This is a genomic window from uncultured Brachyspira sp., from assembly GCF_944390845.1.
In the GTDB taxonomy this organism is placed as follows: domain Bacteria; phylum Spirochaetota; class Brachyspiria; order Brachyspirales; family Brachyspiraceae; genus Brachyspira; species Brachyspira pulli.
Genome location: NZ_CALXRM010000023.1, coordinates 1 through 17,022, shown reverse-complemented (window position 1 = coordinate 17,022; position 17,022 = coordinate 1). Strand labels below are relative to the sequence as shown.

The 17,022-nt window shown below is 27.6% G+C and carries 10 protein-coding genes; 9 read left to right on the top strand and 1 reads right to left on the bottom strand.

Annotation, left to right across the window (positions count from 1 at the left end):
* The first annotated feature begins 132 nt into the window (after positions 1 to 132).
* From Q0K52_RS06400 to Q0K52_RS06375, 6 genes are all read left to right on the top strand, one after another.
* On the top strand, positions 133 to 2,085 hold the full coding sequence (locus Q0K52_RS06400; protein ID WP_297297655.1) for a methyl-accepting chemotaxis protein: 1,953 nt from the start codon (positions 133 to 135) through the stop codon (positions 2,083 to 2,085).
* Between the two features lie 19 nt (positions 2,086 to 2,104).
* Positions 2,105 to 4,057 (top strand): methyl-accepting chemotaxis protein, encoded by a 1,953-nt coding sequence (locus tag Q0K52_RS06395; RefSeq protein WP_297297653.1) that lies wholly within the window; start codon positions 2,105 to 2,107, stop codon positions 4,055 to 4,057.
* Between the two features lie 16 nt (positions 4,058 to 4,073).
* A complete protein-coding gene (locus Q0K52_RS06390) occupies positions 4,074 to 5,483 on the top strand; it encodes a methyl-accepting chemotaxis protein (protein ID WP_297297650.1) in 1,410 nt (469 codons plus the stop codon).
* Between the two features lie 28 nt (positions 5,484 to 5,511).
* Positions 5,512 to 6,912, top strand: coding sequence for a cache domain-containing protein (locus tag Q0K52_RS06385; protein WP_297297648.1), 1,401 nt, complete (start codon positions 5,512 to 5,514; stop codon positions 6,910 to 6,912).
* Positions 6,913 to 6,996: 84 nt separating this feature from the next.
* Positions 6,997 to 8,625 carry a peptide ABC transporter substrate-binding protein gene (locus tag Q0K52_RS06380; RefSeq protein WP_297297646.1) on the top strand — a complete coding sequence of 543 codons (1,629 nt, stop codon included), beginning with the start codon at positions 6,997 to 6,999 and terminating at the stop codon, positions 8,623 to 8,625.
* 117 nt (positions 8,626 to 8,742) lie between these two features.
* Entirely contained in the window at positions 8,743 to 10,341 is a 1,599-nt protein-coding gene (locus Q0K52_RS06375; protein ID WP_297297716.1) for a peptide ABC transporter substrate-binding protein, read from the top strand.
* A 565-nt stretch (positions 10,342 to 10,906) separates the two neighbouring features.
* Here Q0K52_RS06375 and Q0K52_RS06370 read toward each other — a convergent pair.
* On the bottom strand, positions 10,907 to 12,700 hold the full coding sequence (locus tag Q0K52_RS06370) for a phosphoenolpyruvate carboxykinase (GTP) (protein ID WP_297297644.1): 1,794 nt from the start codon (positions 12,698 to 12,700) through the stop codon (positions 10,907 to 10,909).
* An 813-nt stretch (positions 12,701 to 13,513) separates the two neighbouring features.
* Between Q0K52_RS06370 and Q0K52_RS06365 the strand changes: the two genes are divergently transcribed.
* From Q0K52_RS06365 to Q0K52_RS06355, 3 genes are all read left to right on the top strand, one after another.
* The gene (locus Q0K52_RS06365; protein WP_297297642.1) at positions 13,514 to 13,717 is read left to right on the top strand and encodes a hypothetical protein; all 204 of its coding nucleotides are present in this window, start codon (positions 13,514 to 13,516) and stop codon (positions 13,715 to 13,717) included.
* A gap of 1,182 nt (positions 13,718 to 14,899) precedes the next feature.
* On the top strand, positions 14,900 to 16,018 hold the full coding sequence (locus Q0K52_RS06360; protein ID WP_297297640.1) for a hypothetical protein: 1,119 nt from the start codon (positions 14,900 to 14,902) through the stop codon (positions 16,016 to 16,018).
* Between the two features lie 660 nt (positions 16,019 to 16,678).
* Positions 16,679 to 17,022, top strand: a 344-nt coding sequence (locus Q0K52_RS06355; RefSeq protein WP_297297638.1) for a hypothetical protein, incomplete at its 3' end; no start/stop codon positions are given.

The window sequence follows — 17,022 nt, the reverse complement described above, 5'->3', positions numbered from 1 at the left end:
AAAAGGCAAATAATATAAAAAAAATTAACAAAACTATTATTTAATAATAAATTTTTTTTTAATTATTGAAATTGCAAATAAAAAATGTATAATATTGTGAAAAAATAAAAAGCAATTATATTAGGCTTAATTATGATTAAAAAATTTAGACTTCAAATAAAAATTAGTTTAGCAATATTAATACCTTTATTAATAATGCTTATTATTTCAAATGCAGTAAATATTGTATATGTAAAATCAGCCAGTAAGAATTTATCATATAGAATATTAGAAGAAAACTCAAAAGGAGAAGCGGCCAAATTATTATCGTACATGAAAGAAGATTTATATTCTCTTATAGGACTGGAGAGAGTTGTAAGAGGATTTTATAATGACGGTACTTTAAGCAGGCCATTTTATGAGAGGCTTTTATATAGTTTTTTTGATGAACTGCCTCAAAAAGTTAATGGTTTACTTATAGCATTTGAGCCTAATATAATTGGCAATGATTCAGATTATACAAATTCAGAAAAATACGGTCCTGCAAATGGACGTTTCACTTATTACTTATCAAAAAATAATAACTCTAAAATTCAAGCCTCACATTTTGATACTAGAATTTTCCAAAATGAAGCATATACAAAAACTTTAAGTACTGGAGAAATATATATATCTGATATATATAAATCCCCTGTTAATGATAAAGATTTGCTTTATACTTGGGCTGTACCAATAAAAAAAGAAAATCGAGTTATAGGTGTGATATGTTTAGAAGTATTTATAAATTCCATTAACGATTTATTATCAACAATAAAACCATTTGAAGGAACAACTATTACATTTTTTGATAATGCAGGAACTATAATATATGATAGTGATAAAAGTGAGTATATATCTAAAACGCTTGATGAAATATATCCGTACTACAATGAACATAATGTATTCAATAAAATAAAAAGCGGAGAAAATCTGCTGTTTGAAAATTTCAGCGGAACATTGAAAAAATACTACACATATTCATTTACTCCTATAGAAATGTCAAAAGGAAATTATTGGGGATTAAAAATAACTGCTCCTAATGATATTATATTAAAAGATTCAAATATTATAAGAAATATAATGTTTATGATATCAGCATTAATAGTAATAATAAGTTCTATAATAGTTCCTCTAATAATAAAAAGAAAAGTAACAAAATTAATAGGGTTTACTGCAAGAGATATTACTAAAATATCAAACGGAGATATATCTTTCAGTATTTCAAATAGCTTTTTAAAATTGAATGATGAATGGGGAGATATAGCAAGAGGATTACAAAATACTTTAAAGAATTTAGGAAATGTTGTTTCTACAGTAAAAAATTCAGCAGAACAAGTTTCAAATGCAGCAAATGAAGTTTTGATAGGTAATAATGATTTATCTCAAAGAACAGAAACCCAAGCATCTGGACTGGAAGAAACTGCAGCTTCTATGAATGAAATGGCTAGTGCTATAAAAGAATCAGCTGAAGGTGTTGCTCAAAGCACATCTATGGTAATGAATGTAAAAGAATGTGTAAATAAAGCAGGCGGCATAATAGAAGACAGCGTTAATAAAATGGATGCGGTTCATGAATCCAGTGCTAAAATAATGGATATCACTAAGCTTATAGAAAATATTGCTTTCCAAACTAATATACTTGCTCTTAATGCTTCAGTAGAGGCTGCAAGGGCTGGTGATCAGGGACGCGGTTTCGCAGTAGTTGCTAGTGAAATTAGAAATTTAGCACAAAATACACAAGAATCAGTAAAAAGCATTACTTCCTTAATAACAGATAGTAATGACAAAATAAAATTAGCGGCAAGCAGCGTACAGGAATCACATACCATATTCAATGAAATATTAGAAAAAATGGACAGTGTTTCTAATATAATGGACAAGATTAATACTGCATCGCAAGAACAGGAAAAAGGTATTGATCAAGTTAATATAGCAATTGACAATATGGATGCATCTGTACAGAAAAATGCTGCTTTAGTATCAGAAGCTACTTCTGCATCAGAATCTTTATTAAGCGAAGCAAAAGATTTATTAAAAGCTATAGAATATTTTAAATTAAAAAATTAATTATATAGAAGGTTTTATTATGTTTAAGAGAGTTAGTCTTCAAGTAAAAATTAGTTTAGTTATATTAATACCATTATTAATAATGATGATTATATCAAATGTAATCAACATTATTTATGTTCAAAGTATAAGCAGTAAGTTATCATACAAAATTTTAGAAGAAGCTGCAAAAGGCGAAAGAAATAAGTTAAGTGCAGTTATAAAAGAAGGCCTTTATCAAATAACTGGATTAAAATATACAGTAGAAAACATGTATAGTTCTGGAGTTAGAGATAGAAAAGCTTATGAGGATGCTGTAAAAACTTTCTTTAATGTTCTTCCTAACACTGTTGTTGGTGTTATGTTAACATTTGAACCAAATATTGTAGGTAATGATGCAGATTATATTAATATTTATCCTTTAACAGAAGGTCAGCAAACATATTATATATCGAGGTCTTCAGCTAACAATATTACAGAAAGAGCACTTCCTCGTCAGGATATAGAAGCTGATTATTATACAGAACCTATTAGAAAAGCAAAAGAGTATTTGTCTGGAATATATGAATTTGATATAGGAAATAATGATAAAATACAAATGTATACCTGGGCAGTGCCTATAATGTATCAAAACAAACCTATAGGTGTAATAACAGGAGATATAAAAATAACAACATTAAATGAAACTATGAAAGCAATAAAACCTTTTGAAAATTCTGAAGGTTTATTATATGATCATTTTGGTAATTTATTATATGATGCTGAAGAAACACTTAATTTAGGAAAAAATATTTATGATATATATCCTTTATATAAAAGTCACCAAGTATCTGAAAATATTTTTGCAAACAGAACAGTATATTTTTCAGATTATACAAGTTATTATAAAGGATATGCAACTTATTATTTTATTCCTTTAGAAGTTGTTGACGGACAATATTGGATACTTGAAATAATGGCCGCTAGTAAAGAAATATTTAAAGACAGCGATATGATGAGAAACACAATGATTTTAATATCTTTTCTAATAATTATAATATCTGCTATCTTAATACCAATAATAATCAAAAATAAAGTAGTAAGTATTATTTCCAGTTTATCTCAAGATATGTTAAAAATATCAAACGGAGATATATCATTTACTGTATCAGAAAAATTCTTAAATATGAACGATGAATGGGGTGATATAGCCAAAAGCTGTAATAAAATACTTAGTAATTTAAATAAAGTAGTTTTAACAGTAAAAAATTCTGCTCAGCAAGTTTCTGCTGCTGCAAATCAAGTTTTAGCTGGTAATAATGATTTAGCAAACAGAACAGAATCCCAGGCATCTAGTCTGGAAGAAACTGCAGCTTCTATGAATGAAATGGCTGGCACTATAAAAGAATCAACTGAAAGCGTATCAGAAAGTACATCTATAGTATCAGATGCTAAAGAGTTTTTAGATAAAGCTGGTTCTATAGTAGAAGAAAGTGTTAGAAAAATGGACGATGTTCATGAGGCTAGTGCTAAAATAATGGATATCACTAAACTTATAGAAAATATTGCTTTCCAAACTAATATACTTGCACTTAATGCTTCAGTTGAGGCTGCAAGAGCCGGAGATCAGGGACGCGGTTTTGCAGTAGTAGCAAGTGAGGTAAGAAACCTAGCACAGAATACTCAAGAATCAGTAAAAAATATTAGTGCTTTAATAGCAGATAGTAATGAAAAAACTAACTTAGCTTCTGAAAGTGTAAGAAATTCTAAAGATATATTTTCCGATATTGCACAAAAAATGGATAATGCTTCTATTATTATGGATAAAATTAATATAGCTTCACAGGAACAGCAAAAAGGTATAGAACAGGTCAATATTGCTATAAATGAAATGGATTCATCTGTTCAAAAAAATGCTGCTTTAGTAGAACAGGCTACTGCTGCTTCTCAATCTCTATTAAATGAAGCTAATGAATTAATTGATGCTATAGAATATTTCAAATTAAGAAACTAATGTATAAAGGAGTAATATGAGTAATAAGGTAAGTTTAAATATAAAAATCAGCATTTTTATTATTATACCAATAATAATTATAATATTGATATTTGGTGTTATAAATACAATTTATGCACGTAATATAACAAAACAAATGGCATTATTTGCAATATCTCAAATGTCTGCCAAAGAAGTATATGAAATAGAAGGTATAATAAATGTTGAATTGAATTACCTAAATAATATAAAATATTCTGTAGAAAATTTATATAATTATGATGTTAGAAAAAGAGAAGTATACGAAGATTTAATGAATAGGTTTGCTCAAGAAATGAGTACTAATGCTGTATCTGTATCTTTAATATTCTTTACTAATGCTATTGATAATGATAGTATGTATATCAATAATCCTCTTTACAAAAATATTGATGGAAGATTGGCTATATCTTTAGTTAAAGATATGGAAAAAGATAATATATCAAGAATTAATCTTGAAGAATCAGATTTAGAATATTCATATTTAGATACTACTATACAAACTAAGAAACCTTATATTACAACTTTAAAATATTATCCTGTACAAGGAAAATATAAACCTATGTACACATACTCAATACCTATATTTTCTAAAGATAATGAAATGATTGCTGTATCTTCTTTGAATTTATCTTTAGACAATGTTATATTTTATGATGATACAAATGGATACTCAGTTTCTTTATTTAATAATAAAGGAGATATTATTTATTGTGCTACAGACAGATATAGCGTAGGTGAAAATATTACTAATTTATCTGATGTATATGGAAGCAGTGATTTATTTGAAACTATATACTCCAATAATACTATATTAAAAGAATCATATAACAAAAAAAACTTAAGTAAATATATTCACCTTTTTATGCCTTTGCATATGTTTGATGATGTATATTGGGGAATAGAATTAGCTGTATCCGCTAAAGCAGAATTTTTAACTAATTACAAAATTATAATAATGATGTGGATTATAATATTAGCTATTATTGTATTAATAATAATAATAGTACCTTTTACGATAAATAAACATGTCGTATCAGCTATGAATGAATTAAATAATAATATTTCCAAAATCAAAGAAGGAGATGTATCTTGGAGTGTATCTGAAAATTATTTAAAACTAAATGACGAAATTGGAGATATGAGCAGAGGTATTAATGATACAGTAAAATATTTGAATGATTTATTTAACAATGTAAAAAGAAAAATAAATAAAGTTTCAACCAAATCTAATGATATGTCAGAAATTTTAGAACAAATAAATGAAGATAACAAAGATGAAGCAATAAAAAAATCTACAGATAAAGATTATAAAATAGTTAATCAGGCAAATGAAACCTCTAAATCTCTTTTAGAAGAATCAAGCGAACTGGAAAAAATAATAGAATATTTCAAATTAAAAAAATAATATATAACATTTATATATAGGTATTAGTATGGACAACAAGGTAAGTTTAAATATAAAAATTAGTATGTTTATTATTATACCAATAATAACTATAATATTAGTATTTGGTATTATAAATATAATTTATACTTATAATATAACTAAAAAAATGTCTTTATTTACTATATCTCAAATATCAAAAAATGAATCATTAAAAATGAAAAACTTAATAGATTCAGAATTAAATTATATTAATAATTTAAAATATTCTGTAGAGCAGCTATACAATTACAATATTAGAAAAAGAGAAATATATGAAGATTTTATGTATAATTTTTCTAAAAAGATGAGTACTAATTCATTTGCTATATCTATACTATTTCTGCCTAAAGCAATAGATGATGATGATTTATATAAAGATGATCCTATATATAAAAGAATTAACGGACGTCTTGGAATATATATAAGCAAAGACTCAAATAATAATATATTAATGACAAATCTAAAAAGGTCAGATTTACAATCAGATTATTTTAATGTCCCTGTACAAACTGGAAAACCTTATATTACTTCTTTATATTCTTATCCTATACAAGGCAAGTATGTAGCAATGTACACATATTCTATTCCTATAATGTCAAGCAACAATCAAATTATAGGAGTAGCTAGTTTAGATGTAGCTTTAGATTCAATGAATTTTATACAAACCAATCTCACTACTACCCTATTTGATGATAAAGGAACAATTATTTTCTGTAATACAGATAAAGATTGTACAGGAGAAAACTTTACCAATTTACATCAGCCGCATAGCAGTGAAAATATATTACAAAAAATACACTCTAATGAAAGTGTAATATTTGAAGCATATAATAAAAAAAATTCATATAAATATTTCTATTCAATAGAACCAATAAAAATGTTTGGTAATATTTATTGGGGTATTGAAATAGCTATGCCTGCTAGAATTATATTAAAAAATAATTATAAAATGATGATTATGATTGGTGTTATAATTTCTATTATAATCATTTTAATAGTAATAATAGTACCTGCTACAATAAATAAATATGTTGTGTCAGCTATGAATGAATTAAATGATAATCTTACAAAGATCACAGTTGGAGATATATCTTGGAGTGTATCTGAAAATTATTTAAAATTAAATGATGAAATTGGAGACATGAGCAGAGGTATTAATAACATTGCAAAATATTTGAATGATTTATTTAATACAGTAAAAAGGAAGATAAATAAAGTTTCAAGCAAATCTAATGATATGTCTGAAATTGTAGGTCAAATAAATGATCATAATCAAGATAATACTAGAGAAAAAACAGAAGATAAAGATTATAAAATAGTCAATCAGGCAGCTGAAACTTCTAAATCTCTTTTAGAAGAATCAAAAGAACTGAAAAAAATAATAGAATATTTCAAACTTAGAGAATAAAATACTAAAAAATATTAATTGACATTAAAGCATATAAAATATATACTCAAATCAAAGAAAAACAATATAATTAGGTAAAATAAAATGTCGAATAAATTTTATATATTATTATTTATTTTTGTATGTTTCTTAAACATATCCTGTTCTGAAATAGAAGAAACTGTACCGCATAAATATACAAATCAATATTTCGCTTTACAAATAAATATAGGTTCAGAACCTTACACAATAGATCCAAGTGTTAATGTAACATCAGATACATTAATATACTTCAAACATATATTTGAAGGTTTGGTTACAAAAGATAAAGATGGTAAAATAATACCAGCTGTTGCAAAAAGCTGGAGTATTAGCAGTGATGGTCTTGTATATACTTTTAATCTTAGAGATAATGCTTATTGGAGTGATGGAAAAGGAATTACTGCAAATGACTTTGTGTATTCATTCAGAAGATTATTTGATCCTCAAACAAGAAGTAAATATGCTTATCAATATAATGTTATAAAAAATACAAAAGCTATTTTTAATGGAGAATTAGAACCTAAATTTCTAGGTGTTGAAGCCATTGATGACTATACATTGGAAATTATATTAGAAATGCCTATAACTTACTTTTTAGAAATTTTAGCATATCCTACATTCTCTCCTTTAAGAGAAGATATGATATCAAAATTTGGAGAAAGTTGGACAGACAATCCTTTAACTTTTATAGGAAATGGACCTTTTAAAGTTGTTGAAAGAAAATTCAATGAATATATCATAATGGAAAAAAATGAATTTTATTGGAATAGTTCTGAAGTTGTACCTAGCAGATTAGAATTCATATTAAAAAATAATAATGAATACTCTCTTGATTCTGTAAAAAAAGGTATTCTTCACTTCTCAAGAAATTTCCCAAGAGATCAAATTTCATCATTAGAAAAAGACGGATATATACATAATGTTCCTAGAATATCATCTTATTTCTATTTTGTAAATGTAACAAATAGTGTTTTATCAGATGTTAATGTCAGAAAAGCTTTATCTCTTGCCATAGATAGGAATTATATAGTTGAAAACATAACTAAAAGCGGAGAAAAACCTGCAGCTGCATTAGTTCCTTATGGAGTACCAGGATTCTTTGGTGATTTTAGAGAAAACGGCGGAGATTATATAGATATAACTAAAGATAATTATGAAAAGAATGTTAAAGAAGCTAAAAAGCTTATGATGTTATCAGGTTATCCAAATGGAAACAACTTCCCAACTTTGACTTTTACAACTACACTTGGAGTACATAAATATATATTTGAAGCTATTCAAAAAATGTGGAAAGAAAATCTCGGCATAAATGTTGAAATGGAAGAATTAGAATGGTCGGATTTAGTAAAGAAAAGATTCGCAAAAAGAATAGACATAGCAAGCGGCGGTTGGAATGGAGACTTTAATGACCCTATAAATTTTCTATCTATATTTTTAAGTTCTTCTCCTAATAACAATAGTGTATATAGTAATGTAAGGTATGACGATTTTATTAAAACAGCTACTTTAATTACTGATTCTTCACATAGAATGATGACTATGCATAAAGCAGAAGAATTATTAATACAAGATATGGCTATAATACCTATTTATTTTTATAATGAACCTTTATTAGTATGTCCTAAATTAAAAGGGGTAATATACGATTCTATGGGTCAGCATGATTTTTCTAGAGCTTATCTAATAGAATAAAAACTGTTATAAAACATAATATAAAATTGACTTTAATCCATATAAAGTGTATACTATTAAAAATAATACTTTACAAAGTTATTTCTTTAATTAACGTTAGGAGGAAAGATGACAAAAATAAATAAAATAATTATATCTTTTTTAATCTTTTTATTTGTTATATCATGTTCAAACAACAATAAAAAAGAAGATGGAATATCAATATTTATTAACACTGGTCCTGAACCAAATACCATAGATCCTAGTATAAATGTAACATCAGATGCAGTATTTTATTTAACTCATACATTTGAAGGATTAGTAGAAAAAGATGATAATGGCAAATTAATACCAGGAGTTGCTGAAAGCTGGGAAATAAGTGATGATGGACTTACATATACATTTAAACTAAGAACAAATGCTAAATGGACTGATGGTCAAATAGTTACAGCAAATGATTTCGTTTATTCTTGGCAAAGAGTAGTAAATCCAGCAACTGGAAGTCAATACGGATATCAGCATGAACCTGTAAAAAATGCTAAAGCTATAACAGCCGGAGATATGCCTAAAGAAAATTTGGGTATAAAAGCAATAGATGATTTCACATTAGAAGTTCAATTAGAAGCTCCTACTGCATATTTCTTGGAACTTTTAAGCTTCCCTACTTTCTATCCTTTAAGAAAAGATATCATTGAAAAATATGGAGATCAATGGACTTTAAATGCTGAAAGCTATATAGGAAATGGTGCTTTCAAACTTGTAGAAAGAAACAGAGATGAAAGCCTTATAATGGTAAAAAATACAAACTACTGGAATGTAGAAACTATTGTACCTGATAAAATTACATTTGTTCTTATGGAAAATGAAACTGCTTCAGTAGCTGGTGTAAAAGCTGGAACTTTGCATTTTGCCAGATCATTCCCTAGACAAGATATAAAAACATTACAAGATGAAGGACTTATAGTAATAAAGCCTAGAATATCATCATATTACTATTGTTTGAATTTAACAAATGATATATTAAAAGATGTAAGAGTAAGAAGAGCATTATCTCTTGCAATTGATAGAAACTATATAGTTGATCAAATAACAAGAGGCGGAGAAAAACCTGCTGGTGCTTTAGTTCCTTATGGTATATCAGATTATGATGGCGATTTCAGAGAAAACGGCGGTGAATATATAGATGTAAGTAAAGAAGGATACAAAGCTAATGTAGAAGAAGCTAAAAAATTAATGGCTGAAGCTGGATATCCTAATGGAAACGGTTTCCCTGTTATGGAGTTTAAAGCAGATCCAGGACTTCATGTAAAAATATTTGAAGCTGTTCAGCAAATGTGGAAAGAGAATTTAGGTATTGATGTTACTTTAACACAAGAAGAATGGGCAGTATTTCTACAAACTAGATATGACAGAAATATAACAATGGCTAGAGGCGGTTGGAACGGAGATTTCAATGATCCTATAAACTTTATGACTTTATGTATAAGTTATTCTCCAAACAATTATAGTGTTTACAGCAATAAAGCTTATGATGATATGATAAATCAAGTTATGCTTTCAGGAGATCAGAAATTCAGAATGGAAACTATGCATAAAGCAGAAGAAATGTTAATGAAAGAGGAAGCTATAATACCAATATATTACTATACAGAACCTCTTTTAGTATCTCCAAAACTTAAAGGTGTATATTATGACTCTTTAGGTTTCCACAGATTCCATCACTGTTATTTAGAATAGTTTTTATAATTTAATATAAATTAAAATAGGCTTGGATTTTAATAATAAATTCAAGCCTATTTTTATATATACTGAAAACTTTTAAGTTTGTCAACCGCGAGCTGCGGCACCTTCCCGCACGGTATCACTTATTATTGACGAAAGTCCTCTATACGTGCGGTTGATTACTTATTATTGTACAAAAATTAATAATTTATCTTATATGTAAAACATATCCAACAAATATGAAATAATATTTGATATTATAAAAAATTATAATTTAGATTTACAAAGTATAAAAATTGACAAAATATAGTTGTTTAGGTATATACTAATTTTTTATTTTAATTCATCAGTTATAAACTTATAGTTTATCATAAAAAATTAATAATATAAAAAATATATTTCTTAAATCAGATCATATAAACTAAATACAAATTATAATAAAACTAAATTACTTATATATTACAAAAAATTATAATTAATAAAAATGAATATTAAATTAATATAAAGCAATAAAAAAGCCAATAGCTTAATATTAAATTAAACTATTGGCTATATTTCTAAGAAAAACTATTAACTAAAATTATTTGCTTAATCTAACTCTTAATTCTTCTAATTGTTTTTTAAGTCTTTCTGGTAATCTTGAACCGAATTTAGCATAATGAGCTTCGATTTGATTAGCTTGATCTTTCCAAGCTTCAACATCTACTCTCATAAGCTCTTTGAAATCAGCTTCAGGAATATCTAAACCTTTAAGGTCTAAATCGCCTTCTTTAGGCATTCTTCCGATAGGAGTGTCAACAGCTTCGATTTTACCTTCAACTCTTTCACACATCCATTTTAATACTCTTGAGTTATCACCGAATCCAGGCCATAACCATTTACCATTAGCATCTTTTCTGAACCAGTTTACATAGAAGATTCTAGGAGCTTTATCACCTAATTTATCTCCCATTTCAAGCCAGTGGTTCATATAGTCGCCCATATTGTAACCAGCAAATGGAAGCATAGCAAATGGGTCAAATCTTAATGCACCAACTGCACCGATATTAGCAGCAGTAGTTTCACTAGCAGCAGTAGAACCCATAAATACACCATGATCCCAGTTATAAGATTCATGTACTAATGGCATAACTGAAGCTCTTCTTCCTCCGAAGATGAATATATCTATAGGTACACCTTTAGGATCTTCCCAGTCTGGACAAATTACAGGACATTGTCTAGCAGGAGCTGTGAATCTAGCATTAGGGTGAGCACCTTTTTCACCGCTTTCTGGAGTCCAGTCATTACCTTTCCAGTCTATACCATGTTTAGGAGCTTCTCCCATACCTTCCCACCATACATCGCCGTCATCTGTTTCTACACAGTTAGTGAATATAGTGTTTTCTTTGATTGATTCCATAGCCATAGGGTTAGAATCATAAGAAGTTCCTGGAGCTACACCAAAGAAACCAGCTTCTGGGTTGATAGCATAAAGTCTGCCGTCTTCAGGATTTATTTTCATCCAAGCAATATCGTCACCTATAGTTTCACATTTCCAACCAGGGATAGTTGGCTGTAACATAGCAAGGTTAGTTTTACCGCAAGCACTTGGGAATGCAGCAGCGATATGGAATCTTTTACCTTCTGGATTAGTTAGGCGTAAGATAAGCATGTGTTCTGCCATCCAACCTTCTCTTCTAGCCATAGCAGAAGCGATACGTAAAGCGAAACATTTTTTACCAAGTAAAGCGTTTCCGCCGTAACCTGAACCATAAGACCAGATTAAGTTTTCATTAGGGAAATGAGAAATATATTTTTTCTCTATTGGAGCACATGGCCATTTAGTATCTTTTTCACCGTCAGCAAGTGGAGCACCTACAGAGTGTAAACAAGGTATGAACTCACCATTAGAACCTAATACTTCTAATACTTTAGTACCAACTCTAGTCATTATATGCATGTTACATACAACGTAAGGGCTGTCAGTGATTTCTACACCTATTTTAGCTATAGGAGAACCAACAGGACCCATAGAGAAAGGAATTACGTACATAGTTCTATTTTTCATACAACCTTTATATAATTCTTTCATAGTGCCTTTTAATTCATCTGGAGCCATCCAGTGATTAGTAGGGCCTGCATCTTCTTTATCAGGATAACTTATAAAAGTTCTATCTTCAACACGTGCTACGTCAGAAGGGTCACTTCTAAAAGAATGGCTATGTGGTCTTTTAGTTAAAGGTTTTGCTAAACCTAATTCTACTAAACCATTCATACAGCTATCGTATTCTTCTTTAGTTCCGTCACAAACATATATATCTTTTGGCTGACACATATCTGCTACTTCTTTAATCCAAGCTTTAAGCTGTTCATGTTTTAATTCTTCAACCTTCATGAATATTACTCCTTATTAAAAATTTGTTGCAAGTATTATACAATAAAATGCATTTTTAGTAAATAATTTTTGAAAATTTATTAATTATTTTAAAAAATACAAAATTGACACTTTAGTAAAATATTTTTTCTGATATTTGTTGTAAATATAAAAAATATTTAATATTTTTCAATAAATAATTAAAAAAATATATATAATACTTAATATATTAATTTAAAGGATCATATTCTCACCAAAGGCAAGCTGTACTTATGTCAATACTTACAGACTACTATCAATTATTTTAGAATCATTAATATATGCATATAAACATTATTCTATTTTTTTAAAATATGCTATTAACTTTATTAATAAATAATATATAATTACAGTTTAGGAGTAAAAATGTTAAAAATTATTACATATACAATATCAATTTATGCTTTACTTTTAAGCATAATAAATTTGATAATGATTATAAAAAAATATAAACAATAATATCAGGAGTAAATTATGAATAAAGATTCTTTGTTAAAAGCTTTAGTAATTGCTGTTATAACTCTTTCTACAAGTCAAATCATTACTTCAATAGCTTTGATTATATTTATGTCAAAAAATGGATAATTTTTTTAATATGAGATTTAATAATTATAAAATTATTAAACAGTAAAAAATGTTAGAAGTTATTAAACACTTATACAAATTAAATATTAAATTAGAGGTCAATATATGAACAAGAAAACAATCAAAAATATAGAATTTGCTAGTTTTATCATATTATCTTTATCAGTTATAATTTTATCTATATCTTTCATAATTAGAGGATAATATATCATGGCGAGAGGCGGAGCAAGAAAAGGTGCAGGAAGAAAGAAACTTCCAGATGAAGAAAAAGTAAAGCCTGTTAAATCTATTTCTTTCAAAGTAAATAAAGATCTATATTTACAAATAGAGCAAATAGCAAAAGAAAATAACTTAAGTATAGGACAATATGCTAAAAAAATATTACTAGATAAAATAAACAGTGAAAAAATATAGTTTTAATATCTATTAAAGATAAGAAAGAGAATTATAAAATAGTAGACTTTTATAAAATAAAAAAAGAGTTAGTAGGGAGGACGCCCGTTCCCTCCATCGCAGTACTTAAAATTAAGCAAGCGGCAGTCGAGGGCGACAAATTTTCTGCCATTCATACTAACTCTATATTTAGTTTAACAAAGTTTTTATGATAAGTCAATCAAAAGATAAAAAGATGGTGAAAAATAAAAAAGTGATTAGCTTAATATCTTAATCAATGTTAACAAAGTTATTAAAGCTATCGATTGATTATTAATAGCAATAAACATAATACTTAAAATCTGTTAATAACTAAAACTAACTGGTAATATTATAAATCCAGACGCATTATAATATAATAAAAACATTATGGAGGTCAATTTTTTATGAAAGAAAAAACATTAGAAAAAATTAATAATTTATCTAAAATAATTTTTTCTATATCTTTATTTATATTTTCAATATCTATTTTAATATGGGTGATAAAATGGGCGATGAAGTAAAAAACACTCACGGCGGTGCTAGAGAAGGTGCTGGTAGAAAGAAAAAAGAAAATAAAAAAAATACTCATGTTATATTTTTTAGAATAAGCGATGAAGAAAATTAGCTTTTAAAAAAATATGCTGAGGAAAATGATATGAGTGTTGGCTTATATTCAAAAAAAATCGTACTTGATAAAATAATAGGTATGGAAGAAAATAAATAAAGCAAATAAAAAATACAAGCCGATGTCATTAAAAATGATGTCGGCTTTTTAATATTCCAAAACATCGATAAACTAACTATCGTATAAATCTTTTTTTATTGTTTGATTTATAATTTCAATATAATAATAAATTGGAGGTAATAAGATGGTTAAAAAACAGCAAGAAAAAATCGCTATGATTAAAGCTTTAACAGAACTCATCATAGCGATTGCGAGCTTAACTACTGCATTAGTAGCTTTACTTAAATAGTAATTAAAAAACAAAAAATGGGGGTGGGACGGCAATCCTACCCTATAAAAAAATTATAACATATATAAAATGAATATCAATTCTTTACCAAATAAAAAACATTAAAAAATCTATTTCAGCTGACAGCACAATCGAAGATTTTCCTATTTCTAATTTAAGTGGACTTATAGAAAGCATTAATAAACTTGAAGATGATATAACAAAAGCCTTGAATGATACGCCTGCCTCAATACTATTTGATAAAAGTCTTTCAAACGGATTCAGCGAGGGAGATAAAGATAAAGAAACAGAAATATCAATAATAGAAAGTTTTAGAGAAAATAAACTCACTCCTTTATACAACCTTACTGATTATTATGTCATGCTCAAGGCTTGGGACAGTGCTTTTATTGATGATATGCGTTATAAATACAGCGAATATCAGGACAAAACAGACAGCGAAATATTTAGAAGCTGGGCAGAAAACTTCAAGTTTGAATACGGCAATTTATTTCCTGAACCTGAAAGCGTTACTCAAGACAATAATGCTAAAAAACTTGATAATTTACTTAAAGCTCAGCAATTAGGGGCAAATATAGCAGACATACAAGAAGAGCTAAACGAAAGCGAAATATTTAAGAATGAAATGGAATTAGACTCTCCGCCTCAAGGAATGGACGGGATGGGCGGAACAGATGCGGCAGATGATGAGGCAATGTTTGATTATAGTAAAAATAATAGTGAAGATGAGGCAAATTTTAATAAACCGCCAAGTGTCAGCGGTATAAAAGCAGATACTGACGCTTACAGCGGGCAGTCGCCTAATTTCAAAGAAGAAGAACATGAAAGAGATAAAGATGGAAAGTTTACAAAAAAAGGAAGCGGAGAAGATAATAAACAGGAAAATAAAGAAGAAACTAATAATGAAGATTCAAGCGAAGAAAAACAAATAAAAGAAAAAATTGAACAGCTTGAAAAAATCGACTGGACAAAAGATAATACTCTGCCTAACTTTCCAAAATCTTTTTTGAAAAAACAAGGTTTAGAAGATAAGCCTATTTTATTAAAAAAGAATATAATTGAAAAAAATAAGGCAAGCCACCCCGATATTACTGAAGAAAAAGCTAAAAGAATAATAGGAAATGCTTTATATAAACCAGAATTGATATTAAAGGCGAATCCAGACAAACCCACATATCACAATTTCATAACAAGAACAGATAATGAACATAGCGATATAGTATTATTAGAATTATCTGAAGAAAAAGAAAACTATGAAATTATCAATTATCATATAATTGATAATAATGCTAGAAATAGAAAAATTAAAAAACATAATAAAAGCTAGAATGGGAGGACGCGCGCCGGATATTCCGAATCCCTCCATCGTATCAATTTAGTAAATACTAAATATCACGGCAGGCGAGCGCGATTTTCTGCAGTTCATCCTAGCTATAATTTATTTTAACATAGTTTTGTAATAAGTAAAGATAAAAAATAAAAATAATTAATTAAAAATATTCATTAATAAACTAACTATCGTATAAATCTTTTTTTGTTGTTTGATTTATACTGTAGTTATGCTTAGCTTATTTGACACAGCAAAAAGAATATTAAAGTCATTTTTCGATGATAATTTATTTAGCATTAATGATATTTTATCAAAAACAAAAATTGAGGCACTTATCAGGGCAATAGATAAAGGCATAAAAAAGGATTATGATAAAGTATTAAAAAGTGTCAATAAAGAAGTACGCTCTAAATTAAAAAATGAATATAATCAATTCATAAAAAAAGGCGTGTTCAGAGTTGCCCCAACTTTACAGAAATATAAAATTGAAGATTTAAAGCCTGATTTCAAAAAAGAATTAGAAAGTAGGATAAATGTTTCATTATCGTATATAACAACTCAAGACCAAAACACAATAGAAGAAATAAAAAACAGATTAATGAACTTTGCCTCAATTCCGCACCCAAATAAGAACTTAAAAGAATTAGAATATGACTTTTGGAACGATATAATACCAGCACCGAAGGTGGGCAGTCGCCTAATTTCAAAGAAGAAGAACATGAAAGAGATAAAGACGGAAAGTTTACAAAAAAAGGAAGCGGAGAGGATAATAAACAGGAAAATAAAAAAGAAACTAATAATGAAGATTCAAGCGAAGAAAAACAAAAAGAAGAAAAAGAGATAAAAGAAAAAATTGATAAAGTTTATAGTTCTGATTTATCAAAAGCATGTATTTTACCAGAACTCACTACTTCTATTCAAAAAAAATATGGCTTTACTAATAAACAAATTAGTTTAAAAGAGAATATTATTATTAAAAATAATAATAGGCATAATGAAAT

Excerpts from the sequence above, each read along its gene's own strand:
- Q0K52_RS06370 (WP_297297644.1), bottom strand. The coding sequence starts at position 12,700 with ATGAAGGTTGAAGAATTAAAACATGAACAGCTTAAAGCTTGGATTAAA.
- Q0K52_RS06390 (WP_297297650.1), top strand. The coding sequence starts at position 4,074 with ATGAGTAATAAGGTAAGTTTAAATATAAAAATCAGCATTTTTATTATT.
- Q0K52_RS06380 (WP_297297646.1), top strand. The coding sequence starts at position 6,997 with ATGTCGAATAAATTTTATATATTATTATTTATTTTTGTATGTTTCTTA.
- Q0K52_RS06395 (WP_297297653.1), top strand. The coding sequence starts at position 2,105 with ATGTTTAAGAGAGTTAGTCTTCAAGTAAAAATTAGTTTAGTTATATTA.
- Q0K52_RS06365 (WP_297297642.1), top strand. The coding sequence starts at position 13,514 with ATGGCGAGAGGCGGAGCAAGAAAAGGTGCAGGAAGAAAGAAACTTCCA.
- Q0K52_RS06400 (WP_297297655.1), top strand. The coding sequence starts at position 133 with ATGATTAAAAAATTTAGACTTCAAATAAAAATTAGTTTAGCAATATTA.
- Q0K52_RS06385 (WP_297297648.1), top strand. The coding sequence starts at position 5,512 with ATGGACAACAAGGTAAGTTTAAATATAAAAATTAGTATGTTTATTATT.